This is a genomic window from Clostridium thailandense (assembly GCF_019207025.1).
GTDB lineage: Bacteria > Bacillota > Clostridia > Clostridiales > Clostridiaceae > Clostridium_AM > Clostridium_AM thailandense.
In genome coordinates this window covers 41,457-65,756 of sequence record NZ_JAEEGC010000002.1, presented here as the reverse complement: position 1 = coordinate 65,756, position 24,300 = coordinate 41,457, and the positions used below count along the sequence as shown (strand labels likewise).

21 protein-coding genes and 1 pseudogene are annotated in these 24,300 nt (G+C 32.4%); 14 read left to right on the top strand and 8 right to left on the bottom strand.

Annotated elements, in window-relative coordinates; translation table 11 throughout:
• The first annotated feature begins 314 nt into the window (after positions 1-314).
• Positions 315-1,172: a methylenetetrahydrofolate reductase gene (locus I6U48_RS00430; protein WP_218318424.1), complete on the top strand. Its 858-nt coding sequence runs from the start codon at positions 315-317 to the stop codon at positions 1,170-1,172.
• A gap of 81 nt (positions 1,173-1,253) precedes the next feature.
• Here the strand turns inward: I6U48_RS00430 and I6U48_RS00425 are convergent, their stop codons facing one another.
• On the bottom strand, positions 1,254-2,687 hold the full coding sequence (locus tag I6U48_RS00425; protein WP_218318423.1) for a glutamate synthase subunit beta: 1,434 nt from the start codon (positions 2,685-2,687) through the stop codon (positions 1,254-1,256).
• Positions 2,688-2,700: 13 nt separating this feature from the next.
• Positions 2,701-7,230 carry a glutamate synthase large subunit gene (gene gltB / locus I6U48_RS00420; protein ID WP_218318422.1) on the bottom strand — a complete coding sequence of 1,510 codons (4,530 nt, stop codon included), beginning with the start codon at positions 7,228-7,230 and terminating at the stop codon, positions 2,701-2,703.
• Positions 7,231-7,751: 521 nt separating this feature from the next.
• Between gltB and I6U48_RS00415 the strand changes: the two genes are divergently transcribed.
• The 7 genes and pseudogenes from I6U48_RS00415 (at position 7,752) to I6U48_RS00385 (ending at position 15,213) form a co-directional block, all read left to right on the top strand.
• Complete coding sequence (locus I6U48_RS00415) at positions 7,752-9,170, top strand: cell wall-binding repeat-containing protein (RefSeq protein WP_218318421.1); 1,419 nt, start codon at positions 7,752-7,754, stop codon at positions 9,168-9,170.
• Between the two features lie 467 nt (positions 9,171-9,637).
• A complete protein-coding gene (locus I6U48_RS00410; protein WP_218318420.1) occupies positions 9,638-9,964 on the top strand; it encodes an ArsR/SmtB family transcription factor in 327 nt (108 codons plus the stop codon).
• Between the two features lie 68 nt (positions 9,965-10,032).
• Positions 10,033-10,686, top strand: a pseudogene (locus I6U48_RS00405) (ArsA-related P-loop ATPase); the annotation flags it as partial.
• Positions 10,687-10,869: 183 nt separating this feature from the next.
• Positions 10,870-11,925, top strand: a complete 1,056-nt coding sequence (gene arsB / locus I6U48_RS00400; protein ID WP_218318419.1) for an ACR3 family arsenite efflux transporter — start codon at positions 10,870-10,872, stop codon at positions 11,923-11,925.
• A gap of 194 nt (positions 11,926-12,119) precedes the next feature.
• A complete protein-coding gene (locus tag I6U48_RS00395) occupies positions 12,120-13,769 on the top strand; it encodes an FAD-dependent oxidoreductase (RefSeq protein ID WP_218318418.1) in 1,650 nt (549 codons plus the stop codon).
• 115 nt (positions 13,770-13,884) lie between these two features.
• Entirely contained in the window at positions 13,885-14,124 is a 240-nt protein-coding gene (locus I6U48_RS00390; RefSeq protein ID WP_218318417.1) for a thioredoxin family protein, read from the top strand.
• 120 nt (positions 14,125-14,244) lie between these two features.
• A complete protein-coding gene (locus I6U48_RS00385) occupies positions 14,245-15,213 on the top strand; it encodes a permease (protein WP_218318416.1) in 969 nt (322 codons plus the stop codon).
• A 252-nt stretch (positions 15,214-15,465) separates the two neighbouring features.
• On the opposite strand, the gene I6U48_RS00380 is transcribed toward I6U48_RS00385, so the two are convergent.
• From I6U48_RS00380 to I6U48_RS00355, 6 genes are read right to left on the bottom strand one after another with little or no spacing between them, the layout of a single operon-like run.
• Positions 15,466-15,654 carry a hypothetical protein gene (locus I6U48_RS00380; protein WP_218318415.1) on the bottom strand — a complete coding sequence of 63 codons (189 nt, stop codon included), beginning with the start codon at positions 15,652-15,654 and terminating at the stop codon, positions 15,466-15,468.
• A 13-nt stretch (positions 15,655-15,667) separates the two neighbouring features.
• The gene (locus tag I6U48_RS00375; protein WP_218318414.1) at positions 15,668-16,087 is read right to left on the bottom strand and encodes a putative zinc-binding protein; all 420 of its coding nucleotides are present in this window, start codon (positions 16,085-16,087) and stop codon (positions 15,668-15,670) included.
• 1 nt (position 16,088) lies between these two features.
• The gene (locus I6U48_RS00370; protein ID WP_218318413.1) at positions 16,089-16,490 is read right to left on the bottom strand and encodes a putative zinc-binding protein; all 402 of its coding nucleotides are present in this window, start codon (positions 16,488-16,490) and stop codon (positions 16,089-16,091) included.
• Positions 16,483-17,334, bottom strand: coding sequence for a putative zinc-binding protein (locus I6U48_RS00365; protein ID WP_218318412.1), 852 nt, complete (start codon positions 17,332-17,334; stop codon positions 16,483-16,485). The genes I6U48_RS00370 and I6U48_RS00365 overlap by 8 nt, the downstream gene beginning before the upstream one ends.
• On the bottom strand, positions 17,327-17,620 hold the full coding sequence (locus I6U48_RS00360; protein ID WP_218318411.1) for a 4Fe-4S dicluster domain-containing protein: 294 nt from the start codon (positions 17,618-17,620) through the stop codon (positions 17,327-17,329). Before I6U48_RS00360 ends, I6U48_RS00365 begins: the two co-directional genes overlap by 8 nt.
• A 2-nt stretch (positions 17,621-17,622) precedes the next feature.
• Positions 17,623-18,000 (bottom strand): hypothetical protein, encoded by a 378-nt coding sequence (locus I6U48_RS00355; RefSeq protein ID WP_218318410.1) that lies wholly within the window; start codon positions 17,998-18,000, stop codon positions 17,623-17,625.
• Between the two features lie 870 nt (positions 18,001-18,870).
• Here I6U48_RS00355 and I6U48_RS00350 point away from each other — a divergent pair.
• From I6U48_RS00350 to I6U48_RS00325, 6 genes are all read left to right on the top strand, one after another.
• The gene (locus I6U48_RS00350; protein WP_218318409.1) at positions 18,871-20,079 is read left to right on the top strand and encodes an aspartate aminotransferase family protein; all 1,209 of its coding nucleotides are present in this window, start codon (positions 18,871-18,873) and stop codon (positions 20,077-20,079) included.
• Between the two features lie 315 nt (positions 20,080-20,394).
• Entirely contained in the window at positions 20,395-20,703 is a 309-nt protein-coding gene (locus I6U48_RS00345; RefSeq protein WP_218318408.1) for an ArsR/SmtB family transcription factor, read from the top strand.
• A 368-nt stretch (positions 20,704-21,071) separates the two neighbouring features.
• Positions 21,072-21,944, top strand: a complete 873-nt coding sequence (locus tag I6U48_RS00340) for a hydrogenase small subunit (RefSeq protein WP_218318407.1) — start codon at positions 21,072-21,074, stop codon at positions 21,942-21,944.
• A gap of 9 nt (positions 21,945-21,953) precedes the next feature.
• Positions 21,954-23,369 carry a nickel-dependent hydrogenase large subunit gene (locus tag I6U48_RS00335; RefSeq protein WP_218318406.1) on the top strand — a complete coding sequence of 472 codons (1,416 nt, stop codon included), beginning with the start codon at positions 21,954-21,956 and terminating at the stop codon, positions 23,367-23,369.
• Positions 23,366-23,818, top strand: coding sequence for a hydrogenase maturation protease (locus I6U48_RS00330; protein WP_218318405.1), 453 nt, complete (start codon positions 23,366-23,368; stop codon positions 23,816-23,818). The genes I6U48_RS00335 and I6U48_RS00330 overlap by 4 nt, the downstream gene beginning before the upstream one ends.
• Before the next feature lie 4 nt (positions 23,819-23,822).
• Positions 23,823-24,248, top strand: a complete 426-nt coding sequence (locus I6U48_RS00325) for a cytochrome b5 domain-containing protein (protein WP_218318404.1) — start codon at positions 23,823-23,825, stop codon at positions 24,246-24,248.
• The last annotated feature ends 52 nt before the right edge of the window (positions 24,249-24,300 follow it).

The following is a 24,300-nucleotide window of genomic DNA, read 5'->3' as shown; positions in this document are numbered from 1 at the left end:
TTACAGAGCAACGTCATCTTCTGGCACATACTCTAAAATTGATACGGTTACAACATCAAGTTATACAGATTATAGCTTGAAATCTAATAAAACCTATTATTATAAGATTAAAGCTCATAATAGTAGTAATACTAGTAATTATTCATCAAGTGTTCATGCCACTACTGATGAAGACTAGTAGCATATAGTCTAAGTAAAGTATTAAACTTCTACTTCTAAAAGTAAAGCTTATTAACTAAACAGTAACGTAGGTTACAGACTTTTATAACTAATATCTTTATACTATTAACTATAAATTTAAGGGGGTTTTTAGCATGAAAGTAACTGAAATCATGAAGAAAAAAATGAGTTTTTCCTTTGAAGTCTTTCCTCCTAAAAGTGACAAGTCTATAGAACCACTTTTAGATACACTAGAACATCTCTATCAGTTTAATCCGGATTTTATTAGTTGCACTTATGGTGCAGGAGGAACAAACGCAGGTCGAAATATGGAGATCTGTAAAGCTATTAAGGATAGTGGAAAATCAATTCCAGTTACCCACTATACTTGTATTGGAAACACAAAAGAAAAGATAAAAAAAGAATTGCAAAGATATTTAGATATGGGAGTGGATCACATTTTAGCTTTGCGAGGAGATTTTCCTAAAGGTTGGGAAGGAACACGAGGAGATTTTAACTATGCAAATGAATTAGTACAATATATAAGAAAAAATTTCCCTAAATTCACCATTGCTGTTTCAGGTAATCCTGAAAAGCATTTTGAATCACATTCTTTCGATGAGGATATTGCTCATTTACGCATTAAACAAGATGCTGGAGCAGACTATATTATGACTCAATTGTGTCATGATGTTGATCAATATTGCTGGTGGGTAGAAAAAGTTAAAAGAGCTGGAATATCAATGCCAATAGATGTAGGTGTTATGCCAGTACTATCAAAAGATCCTACTATTCGAATGGCTGTATCTAATGGAAGTTCTATACCTAGGGATTTAGCAGAAATAATTGGCAGATATGGAGACAACCCAGAGGACTTTAAAAAGGCAGGGAAAGAATATACAGCAAAACAAATTTTTAAATTTATAAATGCTGGAATAGATGGACTTCATATTTATTCTTTAAATAAATGGCAGGATGTAACAGATATTATTAAAGATGTTGGAATAAGATAAAGGAACTTCCATAGCTGACTTAAAAAGAGATTGTTGCATGTGCAACAATCCCTTCTTTATTTTATATAATTATAGAAAGGTCTATCCTCTTAATGAGGTTTCACCCATTAGATACTTGTCAACTTCTCTTGCTATTTTTCTTCCATCAGCTAAAGCCCATACCACAAGGGATTGGCCGCTTTTCATATCTCCTGCAGAGAAGATACCTTCTTTTGAAGTCATATAGTTTTCGTCAACTATTACGTTGCCTCTTGAGTCAAGGTTAACTCCAAGATCTTTCAGCATACCTTCATGCTGAGGATGAAGGAAGCCCATAGCTAAAAGTACTAAGTCCACTTCTTGCTCAAATTCTGTTCCAGGAACTTCTATCATTTGTAACTTGCCATCTACGTTTTTCCATTCAACCTCTGAACCAATAAGTTTTTTTATAACACCATCTTTTCCAATAAGCTTTTTAGTATTTACGCACCATTTTCTTACACAGCCTTCTTCGTGAGAAGTTGATGTTTTAAGAGTTCTTGGAAAAGTCGGCCAAGGCATTGTATCATCTCTCTCTGTAGGCGGCTTAGGCATAACTTCATATTGATAAACTGCTTTGGCACCATGTCTTATAGAAGTGCCTATGCAGTCTGAGCCAGTATCTCCGCCGCCGATGACTACAACAACTTTACCCTTAGCAGATATTTCTTCAGCTAAGATGTCACTGCCGCTAACTCTTTTATTTTGTTGTGCTAGGAAATCCATAGCAAAGTGCACTCCATTAAATTCTCTTCCTTCTACATTGAGGTCTCTAGGGGTTGTAGAACCGCCTGTTAATATAACTGCATCAAATTCCTTTAACAGATGCTTGGTTCCGTAATTTACACCAATATTAAAACCAGTTTTAAAGATTATTCCTTCTTCTTTCATTATATTTAATCTACGGTCTACTACATACTTTTCAAGCTTAAAGTCAGGTATTCCATATCTCAGTAATCCGCCTATTTCATTTGCTCTTTCAAATACAGTAACAGTATGACCTACAGAATTTAATTCTGCGGCTGCAGAAAGGCCGGATGGACCTGATCCTATTACAGCTACCTTCATACCTGTTCTGACTCTTGGAAGGTTAGGCTTTACCCAGCCCTCCTCAAAGGCCTTCTCAATTATACTAAGTTCTATTTCTCTTACAGAGACAGGTTCTCTGTTCACTCCAAGAGTACATGAGCCCTCACAAAGTGCAGGACATATTCTTCCAGTGAATTCAGGGAAAGTGTTGGTGAGGGAAAGTCTTTCATAAGCCTTATACCATTCACCTTTGTATACTAAATCATTCCAGTCAGGAATTAAGTTTCCAAGTGGGCATCCCCAGTTACAAAAGGCAGTTCCACAATTCATGCATCTGGCTCCCTGAAGGCTTAATTTGTCTTCAGGAAGTCTATGATATACTTCTTTATAATCCTTAATTCTTTCCTTTACTGGACGTCTTTTGGGATTTTCTCTTTCATATTCCTTAAAACCTGTTACTTTACCCATAACGACACCTCCCTTACATGTTAGCAGCAATTGCTGCTTCTTCTCTTGTTTGTTCTAGTATAAGTTTATATGCAGTAGGTATTATTTTCTTAAATTTAATCTTGTAACTATCCCAATTGTCTAATATTTGTTTAGCCTTTACACTGTTTGTATACTCATAATGTTCTTTCACAAAATCAAATACTGTGTCTATATCCTCACCGCTGGCAAGTTCTGAAACTTCTACCATTTCCATGTTGCATTTTTTACTGAAAGAATCATCTTCATCAAGTACGTAAGCTATACCGCCACTCATACCTGCAGCAAAGTTTCTTCCTGTCTGTCCAATGACAATTACTTTTCCACCAGTCATATATTCACAGCAATGAGCACCAACGCCTTCTACTATAGCAGAAGCACCACTGTTTCTTACTGCAAATCTTTCACCTACGGCACCATTTATAAATGCTTTACCAGAAGTTGCACCATATAAAATAGTGTTTCCAGCAATAACATTATCCTCCTGCACAAAAGTTGCTTCTTTAGGAGTCTTAATAATTATCTTAGCGCCAGATAGTCCTTTACCTACATAATCATTGGCTTCACCTTCAAGCACTAGGGTAAGTCCTTTAATTCCAAAAGCACCAAAACTTTGTCCTGCTGAACCTTTAAAGTTAAATACAATTGTATCTTCAGGAAGTCCGGAGCGTCCATATTTTTTAGCTATTGCTCCACTAAGCATAACACCTACTGAACGATTTACATTCTTTATTTCAAAATCTGATCTAACTTTTAATTTTTCTGTTATTGCCTTATCTGCCACTTGAATAAGCTTATGATCCATAGCATCATCAAGACCATGATCCTGCGCAATTGAACAATAAGGCTTAATTCTTTTTGGCATATATGGTTTATACAAAATAGGGGACAAATCTAGTCCTTTAGCTTTAAAGTGGCTAATAGCAGCTTTTGTCTCTAACATATCAACTCTGCCTACCATTTCATTCACTGTTCTAAAGCCAAGCTTTGCCATGTATTCTCTAACCTCTTGTGCAATAAAGGTAAAGAAGTTTATGATGTATTCTGGTTTTCCCTTAAAATTCTTTCTAAGTTCAGGATCGTGTGTAGCTATACCCATTTCGCAGGTATTTAAGTGGCAGTTTCTAAGCATAGTACATCCCATTACTATAAGAGCAGTAGTTGCAAAGCCAAATTCTTCAGCTCCAAGTAAAGATGCTATTACTACATCCCTGCCGGTTTTTAACTGACCATCCGTTTGTATTCTTACTCTGCTTCTTAAATTATTTAAAAGAAGTACTTGTTGTGTTTCAGATAAACCAAGTTCCCATGGTATACCGGCATGTTTTATAGAAGAAACCGGTGATGCTCCTGTACCACCATCATGTCCACTTATTAATATTAAATCTGCATGAGCTTTAGCAACTCCAGCTGCAACTGTACCTACGCCAACCTCAGAAACTAGTTTTACACTTATATTAGCTGCAGGATTTACATTTTTTAAATCGTAAATCAACTGTGCTAAATCTTCTATAGAATAAATATCGTGGTGTGGTGGTGGAGAAATAAGATCTATTCCTGGTGTTGAGTGTCTAGTTCTTGCAATGTCCTCACAAACTTTATTGCCTGGAAGCTGACCGCCTTCACCTGGCTTTGCACCCTGAGCCATTTTTATTTGCAGTTCATCAGCATTAACAAGATATTCAGTGGTTACACCGAAACGTGCTGATGCTACTTGCTTTATAGCACTTCTTCTAAGATCACCTTTAGGATCCACAACATATCTGTCAGGATCTTCGCCGCCTTCTCCTGAGTTACTTCTTCCACCTATTCTGTTCATAGCTATAGCCATAGTTTCATGGGCTTCCTTGCTTATAGAACCGAAGGACATAGCTCCTGTGCAGAATCTTTTCATTATTTCACTTAGTGGTTCAACTTCCTCTATTGGAATTTCATTTCCTTCTCTGATATTAAGCAATCCTCTTATTGTACATAGGTTCTTATCCTGTTCATTAATTATTTGTGAATATTCCTTGTATAAAGAATAATTATTTGTTCTAGTGGCAACTTGAAGTCTATATATGGTTTCTGGATTGTTAAGATGGAATTCACCTTCTTTTCTCCAAGAGTAGTGTCCTCCTACAGCAAGCTCTGAAATAGGTTTTCTTATTTTATTAAAAGCATTTTTATGTCTTGAAAGAACTTCTTGAGCAACTATATCAATGCCTATACCGCCTATTCTTGAAGGAGTGCCTTCAAAATATTTATCTATGAACTTGGAGTCAAGGCCTAGTGCTTCAAATATTTGAGCACCATGGTAACTCTGAAGAGTGGATATACCCATTTTGGATAATAATTTAAGTAAGCCGTGATTTATTGCATAAATATAGTTTTTAACGGCTTTGTCAGGATCCACACCAGTAATATCCTTATCTTTAACCATTTCATCTATGGTTTCAAATGCCAGATAAGGGTTAACTGCAGTAGCACCATAACCTATAAGTAGGGCAAAATGCATTGTTTCTCTTGCTTCTCCAGTTTCAACTATAATTGAAACCTTTGTGCGGGTTTTTTCTTTAATTAAATAATGCTGCATTGCTGAAACAGCCAGCAAACTAGGAATTGCAGCTTCGTAGGAATCTACATTTTTGTCACTAAGTACCAAGATATTATAGCCTTCTTTTATTCTCTCTGAAGCTCTCTCACAGATTTTTTTAAGTGCCTCCTTAAAACCTTCTATGCCTGTATCATATTTAAAAGTAATAGGAACAGTTGTAGTCTTAAAATCCTTGTTTCTAAGGCTTTTTATTTTAGCTATTTCAGAATTAGTTAATATAGGACTATCAAGTTCTATAAAAGACTCTTTCAGGCTTTTACTAAATAAAATATTTTCTTGAGAACCAATATAATTAACAAGAGATGTTACCAATTCTTCTCTTATAGGATCTATAGGAGGATTAGTAACCTGAGCAAAAAGTTGTTTAAAATATGAAAAAAGCAGCTGATTTTTATTTGAAAGCACTGCAAGGGGAGTATCATTTCCCATAGAGCCAATAGGTTCATGTGCATCTGTTGCCATAGTGCCTAATATTATTCTTAAATCTTCAAGAGTATATCCAAAGGCTTGCTGTTTTTCCTTTAATACTTCTGGACTCGACTCACCATTTGCTGTTTTAACCTCTTCAAACATATCTAGAGTAAACTTTAATTTATCAAGTGCCTCTCTGTACGGTTCACTTTGACATATTTGTGTTTTTAAATCTTCATCAGTTATAATCTTTTCTTGTACTGTATCAACTAAAAACATCTTACCTGACTTAAGCTTACCTTTTTCAGCAATTTCCTCAGGATTAAATTCTAGTACTCCAGCTTCTGATGCCAGCACTACAAGGCCGCCTTTTGTTATAACATATCTTGCAGGTCTTAATCCATTTCTATCAAGAGTTGCGCCAACTTGAACACCATCACAGAAAGCAACAGCTGCTGGACCGTCCCAGGGTTCTAGTAAGGAACCGTGGTATTCGTAAAAGGCTTTTTTGTAATCTTCCATCTCATCATTACCATGCCATGCTTCAGGAATAAGCATCATCATTGAATGAGCGAGAGGTCTGCCATCCTGGTATAATAACTCAAGTGCATTATCAAGAGAAGCAGAGTCGCTGCCTCCAGCACTTATTATTGGAAAAAGTTTATTTAGGTCCCGTCCAAAGACTTCAGAACGAAGTATTCCCTCACGAGCGTGCATCCAGTTTCTATTTCCTCTTATAGTATTTATTTCACCATTATGTGCAAGAAATCTAAATGGCTGTGCCAAATCCCAGGTAGGGAAGGTATTTGTACTAAATCTCTGATGTACTAAAGAAATAGCACTTTTAAAATTAATATCATTTAAATCAATATAGAAACTCTTTATTTGATCTGCTAGTAATAGTCCTTTATAAATTACTGTTTTACTTGAAAGACTGCATATATAAAAGGATTTACCTGAACCCTTTAAAAGCTTTTGTACCTCATTTTCAGCTTTTTTTCTAATGATATAAAGCTTTCTTTCAAATTCCGTTTGAGTTTCGGCATTTTTGCCTATAAATATCTGTTTTATTATCGGTCTTGTACCTTTTGCTGTTTCACCAATAGTTCTACTGTCAACAGGTACATCTCTCCAGCCTAAAACCTTTTGACCTTCTTCTTCAGCTGTTCTTTCTAGTATTCCTTCACATTGAAGCCTCAAAGCGGTTTCTCTAGGAAAGAATGCCATGCCAACTCCATATTCGTTAGCTTTAGGCAGTTCTATGCCTAAATTATCACAGCTTATTCTAAAAAATTCATCAGGAATCTGTACAAGTATTCCTGCACCATCACCAGTCTTAGGATCTGAACCCACTGCCCCTCTGTGGGTTAAGTTAACTAAGATCTGTATACCTTTCTTTACGATATCGTGGGTTTTTTCTCCTTTTATACTTGCTACAAACCCTAGACCGCAAGCATCCTTCTCATTAGCTGGATCGTACAATCCTTGTTTTGAAGGAAAACCTAAACTAAATGTCATATTTTTAGCCCCCATTCAATTATTTTATATAAATATTTGTGTAATACACAAAAAGTGCATGCTGAGTGTAATTGATTTTTTTAAAGTGTAAATGAATCATCTTTTGTTGCTACCTAAAATTTTACGGAAATAAGGTAAATGTTATTAAAATTTATAGGGTGCTCAATAAAGTGATTTATATTAACATATTAATAAAAATTTTATCATATATTTTGAAATATGCAAGATTATAAAAGCAAAATTTTATTTTTCATAATAAATCTAAAGGTTTACATTGAAACTTTTTTGAGTTTTTTTAAAAATCTATTTTTATTGTTATTTTCTCACAGATATCATCAATGATGGCAGATCTAACAGTAATAAAGCCTTTCAGGCGTTCAAAACTTATGATAATCTTTTATTTGAAGGCTCTAACTTCTATTGATTGTTTAATCACTTTAATAATAGGCTAATATATTATCTTGGAGCCTTTGTTTATTAACTAGTGAAATGATTAATTATAAAAAAGGAGAGCTAAATTGATGAAAAGAAATAAGTATATTCTAAGTGTATTACTAACTACTATAATCGCAGGTGGAATAGCTTCCAATGCAAAGGCTGCGGGAATGAGCGAAAACAGGATATTTGGACAAGACAGATATCAGACTTCGATAAATGCAAGTAAGGCATTTTTAGGTGAGGAAAAGCCTAAAAATATAATAATTGCATATGGAGAAAATTATCCAGATGCTTTAAGTGCTGGATTATTGGCAAAGAAACTAAATGCTCCAATTATATTAGTAAGTAATATAGATAGCGAAGATAAAGGCACTTATGATTATTTAAAAAGTGTACATTCTGATAATGCCAAAGTAACTATTATTGGTGGCACTGGTGTTGTTAGTTCTGATACTGAAAATAAAATTAAAGATATAGGATATAGCATTGACAGAATTCAAGGTGCAGATAGATATGAAACCAATAGAAAAGTTATAGAAAACTGTGAGATTGTAGAGGGAACGCCGGTAGTAATTACTTCAGGAGAGGGATTTGCTGACGCTTTATCTGCTAATAATATAGTTTCCAAGCTAGGATATCCAGTATTTATGACTTCAAAGGACAGCTTAGATCAAGAAAGCTTAGAATATATTAAGGAAATAAAACCTTCTAAGATTATAGTTGTCGGGGGGCCAGGTGTAGTATCGGATGGAGTTATTCAAACGTTATCTCAGCAAATTTCTAGCGTGAAAGAAGATAAATTTATAAATTTGGATAGATGGTTTGGTCTTGATAGATATCAGACGAGCAGTGTTGTTTTAGAGAATTTATATCATTCGGAGTATTCTCCACAAAAAGATTTAATAGTAGCTTCTGGCGAAAACTTCCCGGATGCTCTAGTTTCAAGTCCGCTTCAAAACAAGCTGAATGCTCCGTTAATATTATCTGAGAATAATGGAGGATCTAGCTACGAAGTTACAGGCTTTAATATAAACCCTACAAGTATAAATATATTTGGCGGTACAGGGGTCTTAAGTGATAACTCTATTGCTCAGCTAAAAAGCGATATTTCTAAGAATATGGATATGGACGAGGCAGCTAAAAAGTTTACTTATGATATAGCTAATAAAATATACAATTTAAAAGATAGTGTTTATAATGGAGACTACAGTGTCATAGAAAATCTTCTAGACAAAAATTCATCAAATTATAATGATTCTATTACTGCTTTGAATAATTTTAAAGATATGATAAGCCAATCCAATACTGTACAAGATACTTACCAAAAGAGTGTAAGTATAAACGTATTAGAAAATGATAGTTCAGGTAATATTATGGAAGCCAAATATCAAAATGATTATATTATAGATAGTAAATCAGTAAGAGTTATATATACATTCTTGGTAAATGAAAATAATTTAACAAATGTGCAAATAAGTAAACTGGAATTTATTAGAAACTAATTCGATAATTTAATTATATTGTTGATAAAACAAGTATAAATACTTATGCTTACAAAATATTATAAAATTGAATAAGAATGTTTATTCTAAAGTAATAATGGACATTATAATAAATTGGGGTGGATATGCAGAACTGTTTAATTACGACTATGATTCTGTGGAACTTTATTTGGAGTCAAAAGAAGTAGTTTGAAAAATTTCCATTATTTCTTGTTAAATAGATTTTAAGGCTCTGCTAATTTAGCAGGGCCTTAAACATTGGAGATGTTTAATTTGAATATAATAAATGCAGTTTAAGTTATTAAAATAAAAATATAGCATTTACTAATTATATACATATAATATTGTTATATAGAAAATCATATATATATTACTATATACATTAAATAACATTGAGGATATATTGACTATATACAGACAAATGTCTATACTATATATAGAAAGTTATCTATATAGGAGATGTTGTGATGAACAAAAGTTATGAAGTTAATGCTAAAATATTTAAAGCTTTATCAGATCCAAGCAGGCTAAAGATTCTTGATATGTTATCTTGTGGAGAAAAATGTGCTTGTGAGTTATTAGAATACTTTGATTTTACGCAGCCAACGCTGTCTCACCATATGAAGGTGTTAATGGAGTGTGGACTTGTAAAGTCTAGGAAAGAAGGTTTATGGAGCTATTATTGCTTAGATAATAGCAACTCTAATAGGTTAGTTTTATTTTTGATGAATATTCTTACTGATACAGATGATTGTATTTGTAAGAAAAAAAATAAATCCAATTGTGAAGGCTAATATTAAGTTTAATTAAAGGAGTGGTATATTGTGAAAAAAATGATTATTTTTGATCCAGCTATGTGTTAGCAGCACATTTAAAGGTTGTATTGGATGATAGCTATGGGATCACTTTGAGTCATATTGATGAAAAACAGGAATTGGCAAAGTATCAAGAAGAGGTATTAAGCAAAGCAAGAGAGACAATGAGTGAAGAGGATATAGAATATGTTGAAGAGGATTTAAGATCCCCTTGTACTCAGGAGATTGCTGTATTTAGAGCTTTTGCTGAAATAGTTGAGAGGTCTGAAAATGAAGTAGTTGTTATAGATACGGCCCCAACAGGGCATACGTTACTTTTACTAGATTCTACGCAAAGTTACCACAAAGAGATTCAACGTTCACAAGGTGATATACCGGAATCAGTTAAAAAGCTTTTGCCTAAACTTAGGAATGCTAATGAGACAGAGGTTATTATTGTAACTTTAGCTGAAACAACACCTGTGTATGAAGCCATGAGATTAGAAGAAGACTTAAAAAGAGCAGGGATAAATAGTAAGTGGTGGGTCATAAATTCCAGTTTGTTTGCAACTGATACAACTAATAATATCCTTAGGGCAAAAGCTAGCAATGAAACAACCTGGATAAATAAAGTGAATGAAATTTCTAAAGGAAACTTTGCAATTATTGAATGTAAATCAGAAGAAGTAAAAGGTGAAAAATTATTAGATTTGACTAAATAAGGCATAAGTTCACTACAAAATTAAAGGCTTTTGTAGTGGACTCTTATGCATTTACATTTTTACAAAATTATAAATAGGTATTAGAATAGGCAAAACCTTATAGGATTTAAGTGGACAAGAAACTATATTTGTGCAGGAGAATACTACATTTTAATAATTAAAAAATATTTAGGGGAGGTTATTATGAGTAATCAATCATCAAGATTATCATGGCTTGACCGTTATCTAACACTATGGATTTTTATTGCAATGGGTTTAGGAATATTTTTGGGATGGGCTTTTCCTGGTATATCTGATGCATTATCAAAGTTATCAGTAGGGACAACATCTATTCCGATAGCAATAGGACTTATAGTTATGATGTATCCACCACTTGCTAAGGTTAACTATAAAGAGATTGGAAAGGTTTTTCGTAATCCAAAAGTTTTAACTCTTTCTTTAGTTCAAAATTGGATCATAGGACCATTACTAATGTTTTCACTAGCAGTTATATTTCTTAGAAATTATCCATCTTTGATGATTGGATTAATCCTTATAGGACTTGCAAGATGTATTGCTATGGTTATTGTATGGAACAGTCTTGCAGATGGGGACAATGAATATGCGGCTGCATTAGTGGCATTTAACTCTATATTTCAAGTAGTATTTTATTCAATATTTGCTTATATATTCATTACTGTATTACCAAAAGTAATAGGATTACAGGGAATGCAAGTTCATGTTTCTATGGGGGAAGTAGCCTCTTCAGTAGTAATTTACTTAGGTATTCCGTTTATCGGTGGTATGCTTACAAGATTATTATTAGAACCTAAGAAAGGAAAAGAATGGTATACTAAAAAGTTTATACCTAAAATTAGCCCATTAGCATTAATGGCATTACTTTTTACGATTGTTATAATGTTCATGTTTAAAGGTAAATACATTATTGAGCTTCCTATGGATGTAGTACGTATAGCTATTCCATTAGTAATATACTTTATTATAATGTTTTCAGTTTCATTCTATGTAAGCTACAAATCAGGCGTTGACTATCACAAGACTGTAAGCTTATCATTTACAGCTGCAAGTAATAATTTTGAATTAGCAATAGCTGTAGCTGTAGCAATGTTTGGAATACAATCACAAGAGGCATTTACAGCAGTTATAGGACCACTTATTGAGGTACCTGTTATGATTGCACTTGTAAACGTAGCTTTAAGATGGGGTAGAAAATATTTTGGATTAAAACAAGAAAAATAGAAATTATGAGGTTAAGTTATTAAGGGGAGATATATAATGTTGATTGATTGGTTTTTGTCGATTTTGTTGATAGATATACCTGTAAGATTTTTCTATAGGTATAAAATCAATATTCTCGGCAAAAACCATGCTAATGAGAAATTTTATATTTGTAATCATTAGATATTAGTACAGGACTTGAGAGGAGAAAGTATATGAAAACTGTTATAATAGGCGCTGTAGCAGGTGGAACATCTGCTGCTGCAAAAGCAAGAAGAAATGCTGAAAATGCTGAAATAAAGATCTTTGATATGGATTATGATATATCTTACTCAGGATGTGGTTTACCTTATTACATAGGTGAAGAAATAGGGGATAGAGGTGACTTGACACCAAGAAATGCAGAGTTCTTTAAGAAAAAATATAATGTAGATGTGTTTAGAAGACATGAGGTTCTAAAAATAAATGCTGAAGATAAAGTTTTAACTATAAAGAATTTAGATACTAATGATATATTTAATGAAAGCTACGATAAACTTGTTATTGCAACAGGAGCAAAGCCAATAGTACCTAATATACTAGGAGCAGAAAAAAGTAATGTATTTTATTTAAGAAACGTTAAGCAGGCAGATAAAATAAAGGAGTACATTCAAACGCACAATCCTAAATCTGCAGTCATAGTAGGAACTGGTTTTATAGGACTAGAAATGACAGAAAACCTAGAGGACTTAGGAATTAAGGTTACTTTGGTAGAACGTTTAAGTCAGGTTACTCCGGGCTTAGATAAAGATATGTCCGTATATGTTGAAAGGTATTTAAAAAGTAAAGATATTAATATGGTTTTAGGTGATTCTGTAGTTGAGTTAAAAGGGGAAGCATTAGTTAAGCAAGTAGTTCTTCAAAGTGGTAAAGTTATAGATGCAGATTTTGTAATAATGTCTATTGGAGTAAAACCAAATGTAAAGCTTGCTGAAGAAGCTGGAATAGAGCTTGGATCTAATGGGTCGATAAAGGTAAATACAAAAATGATGACAAATATAGAAGATATATATGCATGTGGTGATTGTGCTGAAAGCTATTCAGTTATAACTAAAAAGCCTTCATACAGACCGTTAGGTTCAACAGCAAATAAAATGGGTAGAATAGCTGGAGATCAGCTTTCAGGAGGTAATCTTGAGTTTAGAGGTATTCTTGGTACAGGGATTTTTAAAATCTTTGACATGACTGTTGCTCAGACAGGTCTTACAGAAAGAGAAGCTATTGGTGAAGGATATGAGCCAGTTATATGTCATAATATTAAGCCGGATAAACCAGAATATTATCATGGAAAAGAGATGGTCATTAAAGCTATTGCAGATAAAAATACAGGAAAACTTCTTGGTGTTCAAATTGTTGGATACACTGGAGTGGATAAGAGAATAGATGTATTTATCACAGCAATAACTTTTGGAGCCAAGGTTGAAGACTTATTCCATTTAGATTTAGCTTATGCTCCCCCGTTTTCAACAACTAAAGATCCTGTAGCATATACAGGTATGATTTTAGATAATGCAATAAATAGAGGAAGAGAGCTTATAACACCTGATGAACTTAATAAGTTAATTAATAATGGAAACGATGTTACAGTAATAGATGCAAGAGTAAATAAACAATATGAGGAATCTCATGTAGATAGTGCAATAAACATTCCGCATGATCAGATAAGGAAAAAAGCTGATAAGCTGGATAAGGAAAAAATAGTTATAACATATTGTAATAAAGGCGTAACTGGAAATGCAGCACAGAATATATTAATAAACAAAGGATTTAAGAAAGTCTATAATATATCTGGAGGACATAAGAATTATAAAGAACAGATCAAGTAATACACCATGCCTAATAGAATGTATTTTATTGACATAAGTAAATTATTGATTTATAATATAATTAAATAATTAAATAGTTAAAATATAAAATAATATAAAAATTAGGAGGATAACTATGATAATTAAAATTTTAGGTTCAGGATGTTCTAATTGTAAAAAGCTTGAGGCTAATGCAAAGGAAGCTGTGGAAAAGGCCAATGTTGATGCAGAAATAGTAAAAGTTCAAGATATTAAAGATATAATGGCCTATGGGGTTATGAGAACTCCAGCAATTGTAGTAAATGAAAAAGTTAAAATGTATGGAAAAGTTTCATCGGTAGATGAAATAGTAAAATTTATTCAGGATGAGAGATAGGGCTTATCCTATTTCTTTTAATCATTATATTAGTAATTAATAATATAATTATATTGTTTGAATAAAGTTACATATATCTTTAATACTAAATTAATAAATGATTAAGAAGGAGTGATTTTTATGTTTACGTCAGTACAGATGTTTGCTGATTGGCTCATTTATAATATATTTGGAATTGCCAAAGATAGTAAGTCTGGCAGTGCCTTAAACTTTTTTGTATTTGATACTATAAAAATATTTATACTTCTGCTATTGATAATCTATGCAATAACCTTTATAAGAAGTTTCTTTCCACCGGAAAAAACAAGAAAAATACTTGCTAAAAATAAAGGAAGTGCATTTATAGGACATGTTCTTGCAGCACTACTTGGAATTGTAACACCATTTTGTTCTTGTTCAGCAGTTCCACTTTTTATAGGTTTTGTAGAAGCGGGAGTACCTCTGGGAGTAACATTTTCATATTTAATTGCAGCGCCAATGGTAAATGAGGTTGCACTAGGATTATTATATGGACTGTTTGGATGGAAAATAGCTCTTATATATGTAGTGTCTGGTGAAATTATAGCAATAGTAAGTGGAATGATTATTGGAAAATTAAAACTTGAGAAGTATGTTGAAGGTTATGTTTATGAAATGAATATTGGTGCTGATATAGATTTGCCAGATCCAACAATGAAAGAAAGATTAATAGATTCATGGAATTTTACAAAGGATTTAATTAAGAAAATATGGATATATGTAGTTATAGGTATTGCAATAGGCGGGGCAATTCACGGTTGGATTCCAGCAGGAGCATTAGCAAAATATGCAGGAAAGGATAACCCATTTGCGGTATTTGTTGCAGCAGCAATAGGAATACCTCTTTACTCAAATGCTGCTGGAGTAATTCCACTTGTTAGCGAACTTACAAGAGCAGGGGTTGCTATGGGAACAGCACTTTCATTTATGATGGCAGTTACTGCGTTAAGTGTACCAGAAATGATTCTTTTAAGAAGAGTATTAAAACCAAAGTTGCTAGCAGTATTTATAACAATTGTTGGATTAGGAATAGTATTTACAGGGTATTTGTTTAATTTTATAATAGCATAATTTATATATTTAATGATAATATCCGTTATTGGAGGGAGATTAAGTGGAAAGCTCGCTAATAAACTAGGTCAAAAGAAAGTTATAAGAACAGGTCTTTTATTAGCTGCAATTGCGGATATAATTATAATATATGGACTTGCATTACTTGTAACACTTTTCTTAAGTTTCTTATTAATAAAAGATATATAAAAAAATAATTGCTGTATGTCTGTATGCATACAGCAATTATCATATATAGGCAATGTTTAAAAATTAAAGAACATTGGTTCCTTTATTAAAATCACTTTCATCCTTTGAAGGAATCAGAGATAGTTGCTCAGATTGATGCCAGCTACCTTTTAAATTATTTTTTTCAATAAAAAGATCCATTAGATGTTTTGTCTCAAAGTCTTTAAATTGAAATTCGCCTTCTTCATCCATAAATTTTAGTCTATAAATCATTTCTAAACCTCCATTATTTGTTTTCTCCTTTTTCATATAATATCTTATCAAATTTCTTGCATATTTCATCTGCAACTTTGTCAACCATCTGGTAATGCTCGTTCTTTAAATCTTTAGAAGATACAACCTTGCTTAAAGCAGCATGTTCTCCTAATATATCAGAAACAACTAAAGTGTCACTTACTTTTCCACTGTACTTTTCGGTAGCTCTTTTAGCGCAGCACTTGCTGCATCCATCTACTGTAATTACAGGATAAGCTTTTGCGAAGGAGCGTTCCCCTTCGCCACCAGCTAGATATAAAGGTAGGCAGAGAGTAACAGTTTTACCAACACGAAGTTTTTCCATCATTTTTCTTGTAGCCAATCTTGAAATAGTACCACCAAGACATTCTTCTCCACTACAGGATAATACTCCAATTTTTGTATCAGCCATATTATTCAGCCTCCTTTAGTATTTCATCAGCTTTTAAACAAACTTTTTCACATAACTCATCGACTATTTTCCATCCATCTTCTGTAAGAGCTGTGCCAGTTCCGGCATCTAAGCCTTTGTGATTTCTCATTTCATCAACAGTTCTATATTGAGCCTTTACTATTCCACCAGCAATAGCAACATTTTTAGCAGCGCAAAGTTTAGGACATCCATCTATAGTTATACAGGAATATCCTTCTATTTTTTCTTTAGCATCAGCATCACCTGTTACTATATGACCAAGACAAACTATTTCAGTTTCATTAGGTTTTAACTCATTTGTAATTTTTAGAGCACTTTCTCTTGACATAAGACCAAATACTTTACCTATACCACTGCATGGTATAACTTTTATTTTAGACATGAAATTCATCTACCTTTCTTTTAAATATTTCAAAATATTTATCAAAGTCATAAAGAAGTTCTTTATCACCATCAAAATCACTTAATTCTATTTCGGCAATCCATCCTTTTTCATAAGGATTTTCGTTTATAAGTTCAGGTGAGTCCAATAAGTTTTCATTTACTGCAGTAATTGTACCACTTACAGGACATACTACTTCAAATACAGCTTTACTTGACTCTATAAGACCTGCTTCTTCAAATTGCTCTATTTTATCTCCTATATCAGGAGGTGTAAAGAACATTATATCAGACAGACTTTGCTGAACGTAGTCGGCAACTCCGATTCTTGCTTTATTGCCTATAACATACACCCAACAATCGTTTTCATTAAATAAAAAGCCTTCTTTTGGAACTCTAAAGGTAAACTTATCTTTTTTATAAGATTCATATTCAAAGCTTTCAGGGTAATCGATAGAATTGATTTTTTCTACCTTTTCTTCTTCTTTTGTTAGTTTATCAGTAATAATATCCACAAGTTTTAATTCATTTTTACCAAATCTTAAACTATTTGAAATGTTAATGTTATTTGCTTTTGCTTCATCACTTATATTAATTTTTTGAGAAACCTTTAAGCTTTTTTCAGAGGCAAGTTTACTGGCACATCTAGTACCACAGCCATCAAGTATAAGAAGAGGTTTTTCTTCAGCAATTTTGTTATATTTTGTATCAGCTACTCTGTATAAAACTGGGCAAATAATTTCACTATCTGTAGCTTCTGTAAGTCTTACAGCTACTTCTTTAGAAATACATCCAGCGCATTTATCAAGACCATTACATGGAAGGATAGCATAGGATTTACTCATTGCCTTCCATCTCCTTTCTTATGGCTTTTATTTTCTTTGTGGTTTCTCCTTTATTAGGAAATTCTAGTGCATCAACACCACAAGTTTTTCCACAAGCACGGCAGAAAACAACGCAGTTATCAGGGTTTTTTACAATAAGCTTTTTATCTTCCTTTTCTCTAACTTCAAAAACGTTGTGAGGGCAGAATTTCACACATTCCATGCAGTAGTCGCACTTATCATAATCTATTGTTGGAGCCCAATCAATTTTTTCCCTTGGCACTCCCATAAAGGTTGATTCACTCATATTTATTCCTCCTCAATGCCTAATTCTTTTAATGCATTTTCAACAATTGTAATGGCTTTTTCATTAGTCATATCTCTTATGTCCAGCATAACTGCATCCTTTTCAATATCAAGGCCAGCATCTTTAAAAGCTTGTTTAAATAGTTTTCTCTGCATATTTGGAGCACAGGCACCAATTATTACTTTTCTGTGAGCCTTTAAGAAATCAGCGAGGAATCTATCTCCATCTTCCTCACAAAGTTGTGGGTGAATAAATCCATATTCTACAGGTAATTCTATTCTAACCTGATTAATAAAATCCCATATATCCATTGCCTGAAATCCTGGACATTTTCCTGTACATACACACATAATAAAGCCTGGTAATTCTTTTTCTTCCATAATTAAAATCCTCCTCAATATCGTTTTATTTCTATTTCTTTAGCATCAAAAATCGGTTTTATAAATGGAATTTTAGGAAGCATAAAAATATAAGCAGCCTGTTTTATAATTAAGCTATTTAGTATATAAATTTTAACTCCATCGTATTCATATTCATCATAAAGCTCATCTTTTCGAAAATCCTTTACAATCTCAACCTTGAGATTTACGACAGTTGTCGTTTTTCCAGATCAACAAGTTACACTGTTAGTATGATCCCTGACTAAAAAGCTGCCTTGAACTTTTTTAGCATATTTAAATGCCTTTTCTTGAATAGTTATCATGTGCAGTACCTCCTTATAATCATTGGATGACTATAATTTCTTGTTTTAAAATGAAATAACAATTTAATTAAATAGTTATATAATTATAATACTACTCCAAATTTTCACAGTCAACATGAAATTTCAATAAAAATAAATTGATACTACATAGATTATATTCGTATTCAGCTAAAAAGAACTGCTTTCTTACAAATTGAAATATAAATAAAAAATATATACTATCAAACTAAATACAACCCATAAAAGATTTTATCTAATTAGAAAAAGGTATAAAAGTTAATTATAGAACTCCTAGTTTAATCTAGGAGTTCTATGTTTGCATAAATATTCATAAGTGTCATTGGTGTTACTCTCTTAATATATTGTATTTTAGCGGAATTTTATATATATCTCTCACGGGTTAAATGAATTTTAAGTATATTTAAAAAAACAACTTGATAATTATGCATAATATAGTATAATTATAAAAAAGGTTATTGGTACATTATGAAATTATTAGTACTAATTCCATCTTAAATTACCTCCTAAAAACAAATTTTGAAAGGTGATGATATTTGTGGAATCCAAATTAAAAAACACAACTGAGCTTATTAATGAAGCAAATAAGTCTATTCTATTTACTACTATGCGTCCTGATATTGTAATGGAACGTGGAGAAGGTATGTATTTGTGGGATACTGAAGGAAAATCTTATCTTGACTTTATGGGTGGCTGGGCTGTCACATCCTTAGGACACTGTCCAAGTGTTCTCAAGGAAGCATTGATAAATCAATGTAATACATTAATAAATGCGAGTCCTGCATATTATAATAGACCAATGATTGAGTTAGCTAAGATTCTCACGGATAACTCTTGTTTTGACAGAGTATTTTTTGCCAGCAGTGGTTCCGAAGCTAATGAAGGTGCTATAAAACTCGCAAGAAAATATGGTGCTAAATTTCTAAACGGTGCCTATGAAATAATAACAGCAGTTAATAGTTTCCATGGCAGAACTCTTGCTACAATGTCTGCAACTGGCAAAAAAGTTTGGGCAGATTTGTATGAACCAAAAGTTCCTGGTTTTAAGCATATTCCAATAAATGACTTAGATGCTATTAAGAATTCTATAACTTCAAACACATGTGCAATCATGTTTGAACCTATACAAGGAGAAGGTGGGGTTAACGAACTTGATAAAGACTATATAAAGACTTTGAGTGGTATATGTAAAGAAAAAGGAATTCTATTAATTGTTGATGAAGTTCAAACGGGCCTTGGTAGAACTGGAAAATTGTTTGCTTATCAGCATTATCAAATTGAACCTGATATAATGACACTAGCTAAAGGAATAGGAGGAGGCTATCCTCTATCCGCATTATTGGCCAAAGAGTCACTTAATATATTTGAGCCTGGTGACCAAGGAGGTACCTATTCCTCTCAACCTCTTGGTATGGCTGCAGGACTCGCTGTAGTCAGTGAGATTATCAATAAAAATCTATCGCTTAATGCCAAAGTCCAGGGAGAATATATTATAAAGAAATTAAATGCAATAAAGAGCAAGTATGGATTAAAAAATATAAGAGGAAAGGGCTTGCTTCTAGCTTTTGATTTTCCAGAAGATAAAGGAAAAGAGATTGCTCACAAGTGTTTAGATAAAGGTCTTTTGTTAAATTCGCCAAGGCCATCTACTATTCGTTTGATGCCACCTTTAATAGTTACTAATGAGGATACTGATCTTATGATTAATATTCTTTCGGATGTATTAGATACAATATAATTAGATTAGTGAAAAACTCTCAATGTTAATTTGGGAGTTTTTATTTGAATATATCAAACTTGCTTGAATGGCAACTTATGTAAGGACGTATATATACCTTAATTCTTTAGAAGTTACATATTCAAAACGAAATTTTCCATAGGAGCTACTTATAACACTATTCCTTGTTTTTATAGTTAACATTGAAATTTTTATAAAAATAGCCTATACTATATAAAGTATATTAGTATTTAATTAAAAACAATTATTTTTATAGATTAATGTAATGATATGAATATAACATATAATATGTTGAATATATAAGGAGGAAGAACTTTGAATCAAGACGATTTAGCCGTAAAAGTATTTAAAGCCCTTGGTCATCCAGTAAGATTTAAGATAATGAAATTTTTATGTGATGGACCTAAATGTGTATGTAAACTGAATGAGGAATTTGAATATAGCCAGGCGAATTTATCTCAGCACTTAAGGATTTTAAAAGATGCTGGATTAGTTAAGAGCGAAAAGGTAGGATTAGAAGTTCATTATAGATTATATAATGACGATGTTAAAAGTATTATTGAAAGTGTTGGAAAGTATATCTTAGATTATGTGAATAATATTAAGGAAACAGGTTTAGTATAAAATAAAAAACTATACATCAATTATGAAAAATAATAGATTGCATGTATTTAGTTAGTATATATACTATATACTAAAAGAATTTGTCTAGAAACAACCAATCTTTGGCAAGTTCTTTTTTGCGTTCATTTAAATACATATATTCATAAGGAAACTAAAATAGAAGTGATTTTATATTTGGTCTGATGATTTAACTGAGAAAAAGGCTAGCTTATTATATGAACTAAATGAAACAAGAAATTATAAATTTTAATGCATATATTGAAGATTCTATTTATATAATTTTTAAAGGTAAATAAATTTTCTACAAAATTATAAAGACAATTATGTTGCTATGAAATAATCATTAATAAACCGGAGGGATTGAGGTCTTGCAAAAACTACAATGTCCTTTAATAGAAGTAAAGAATACGACATCAAGAAGACTCACTCAAGAGGCAATAGAACTAATTAATAGTAATAGAGCTATTAGACTAAATGCAATGTGGCTTGAAGTTACAGGTTGTTCTGGAAATATTATATCTTTTCTTAATAGTGAAAACCCAGATCTAACTTATATACTAACTCAGTTGGTGAATTTAACTTACAATAACACACTTATGGGAGCAGAAGGTCAGTTTGCTTTTGAACAATTCCTAGAAACATTAAATACTGAATTTATACTTTTAGTTGATGGTGCAGTTTCAACCAAAGAAAATGGCTATTATAATATTATCGCTAATTACAAAGGTAAACCAATTACTGCTTTAGAGGCAATAAAAGCTGCAGGAGAAAAGGCGAAATATGTGATTACGGTGGGCACATGTGCTTCTTACGGTGGAGTCTCTTCTGCAAAGCCTAATCCTTCGGGATGTAAAAGTGTGAAGGAAGTTATAAATAGAGATGTAATAAGGCTCCCTGGTTGTCCGTGTCATCCTGATTGGGTAGTTGGAACTGTAGCTCATTTAGTAGGTTATGGCATGCCTGAAGTGGATAACGAAGGAAGACCTCTTTTATTTTATGGGGTAACTATTCATGACAATTGTATAAGAAGAGGATTTTTTGATAAAGGAATATTTGCAGAAAAGTTTGGGGACGAAGGGTGCATGTTTAAACTAGGCTGTAGAGGTCCTGTTACAAAAACAGATTGTCCAAGAAGACAATGGAACGATCATGTTAACTGGCCTATAGGAGTTAATACTAATTGCATTGGGTGTGCACAGTCATATTTTCCTGATGGCATGGAACCTTTTGTAAGATATTAGGAGGAATGAATGAGTAGAATTATTAAAATTGATCCTGTAACTAGAATAAGTGGATTTTTAGAGATAAAAGTAGAAGTAGAGCAAAATACTATAGTAAATGCAGAGAGCAGTGGTTTGCTATATAGAGGCTTTGAAAAAATGCTTAAAGGTAGAGCACCTTTAGATGCTACATATTTTACAGAAAGAATATGTGGTATATGTTCAACCTCTCATGCTATGGCTTCATCACTAGCTCTAGAGGATGTTCTAAAATTGGAGGTAGCTATAAATGATTCTTATATTCGTGATTTAATTCACGGCTTTGAATTTTTACACAATCATATGAGACAGTTTTACTATTTTACAGTACCTAGTTTTGTTAAAATGCCTGATATTAAACCGCTGTCGCCTCAGGGGTATGATGATTTTAGGATTCCCGAAGCATTGAGTAAAAAAGTTATAGAGGATTATATAGAAAATGTTAAATATAGCAGATTAGCACAGGAAGGATTGGCTGTACTAGCTGGAAAAGCACCGCATGGCCATGGCATTTTTGCTGGAGGAGTCACTGTGAATATCGATTCTTACAAATTAGTGGAAATTAAGTCAATTATATCAGAGCTTAAAAAGTTTATTAACAATTCCATGATAAGTGATATGGACATTATTGCTAGGTATTATCCTGATTACTTTCAAAAAGGAATATCTTATCCTAACTTTATGAGCTATGGAATTTTTGATAGATATTCTGATCCTGAGATAAGTTATGTAGGCCCATCAGTTATGATAGCTGGGAAAAAATATACTCTTGATCCTAATAAGATTACAGAAAGTATTAAACATGCATGGTATGTAAGTAATGAAGATGTGGAAATACCAGGAGAAGGTAATGCTGAAGAAGTAGATATAAAAAAAGCAGGTGCCTATACTTTTATAAAAGCACCTCGTTATGGTGGTATGCCTATGGAGGTAGGACCTTTAGCAAGACTAATGCTTGTAGGGGAATATACTAGAGGAAACTCCTGTATGGATAGAAATGTAGCTAGAGTAATGGAAACAAAAAAAATAGTTCAAATAATGGAGAATTTAACGGAAAGAATTCAATTAAAAAGAAATAATCAAAAGGTGTATAATATTCCAGATAAAGCCTTAGGAATAGGTTTAATCGACACCATTAGAGGTGCATTAGGTCATTGGCTACAAATAGAAAATAAGGTTATAAAATATTATGATATTATTACACCTACAATGTGGAATTTATCACCTAAGGACAATAAAGGTCTACATGGAGCCTTAGAAAAAGCATTGATAGACTCTAAAATAAATGATATAAACCAGCCAGTGGAGATAGGAAGAATAGCTAGATCCTTTGATCCATGCGTATCCTGTGCTACACACATAGCAGGGAATAACCAAGAATCTATGAGAATCGAGATTTTAGTATGAAGGTTAAAGTTATAGCTATAGGAAATATTTTAATGGGTGATGATGGTATAGGTATTGTTGTTGCAGAAAAAATAAAGCGTGAACTAGAAAAAGACAACATAGAAGTTATAATAGGAGAAACTGATTTTAATTATTGTGATTCTATGATAGAGAAAGGGGATTATATAGTTATTCTAGATGGAGCCTATTATGGTAAAAAGCCAGGATCAATAACCCTTTGTCCTATTAGAGAATATAAATCTTTAAAAAAAGAATATAGCCAGCATAGTTTTGGACTGCTGGATTTAATAAGCATGAATTATAAAAATGTAGAAGGCTATATTGTTGGAATTGAAATAAGTAACGTGGATTTTAATTTAGGTTTAAGTGAGATTTTATTAAATAACTTCCATATGATTTGTGAAAAAACCATAAATATAATGAAGACTATTTTGAAAAATAGGGAGTAAAGCAATGAATAATAAATGTGATTTGTCACAAGAACTCTATCGTATTCAAATTAAAATATTCCATTACAGACAATTGACAATCTTCAGCTTATGTCCATATCAAAGAAATTATTATTTAAATTTATTGCTAAGAGAGATGGAAGTTTTAAAAAACATTAAAGAAAGATGCACTAGTAATCGGGAAAGTTCAGAAAAGCAAAAAGAATTTACTATAGAAGAACTGGCAAAATACAATGGAGCAGGTGAACTGCCAGCCTATGTTGCTGTTAACGGAGTTGTATATGATGTTAGTATGAATACAACTTGGGCTGGCGGAACTCATTTTGGCTTATACGCTGGAAAAGATTTAACAAAACAGTTTTCAAGTTGTCATTTAGGTACACCAATAGTTCTAAGTAATCTTCCTAAAGTAGGAATACTAAAAAAATGAGGATTTAGAAATGCTTGACAAAACTAGATTTACTAGATGTTAAAATGTTTTT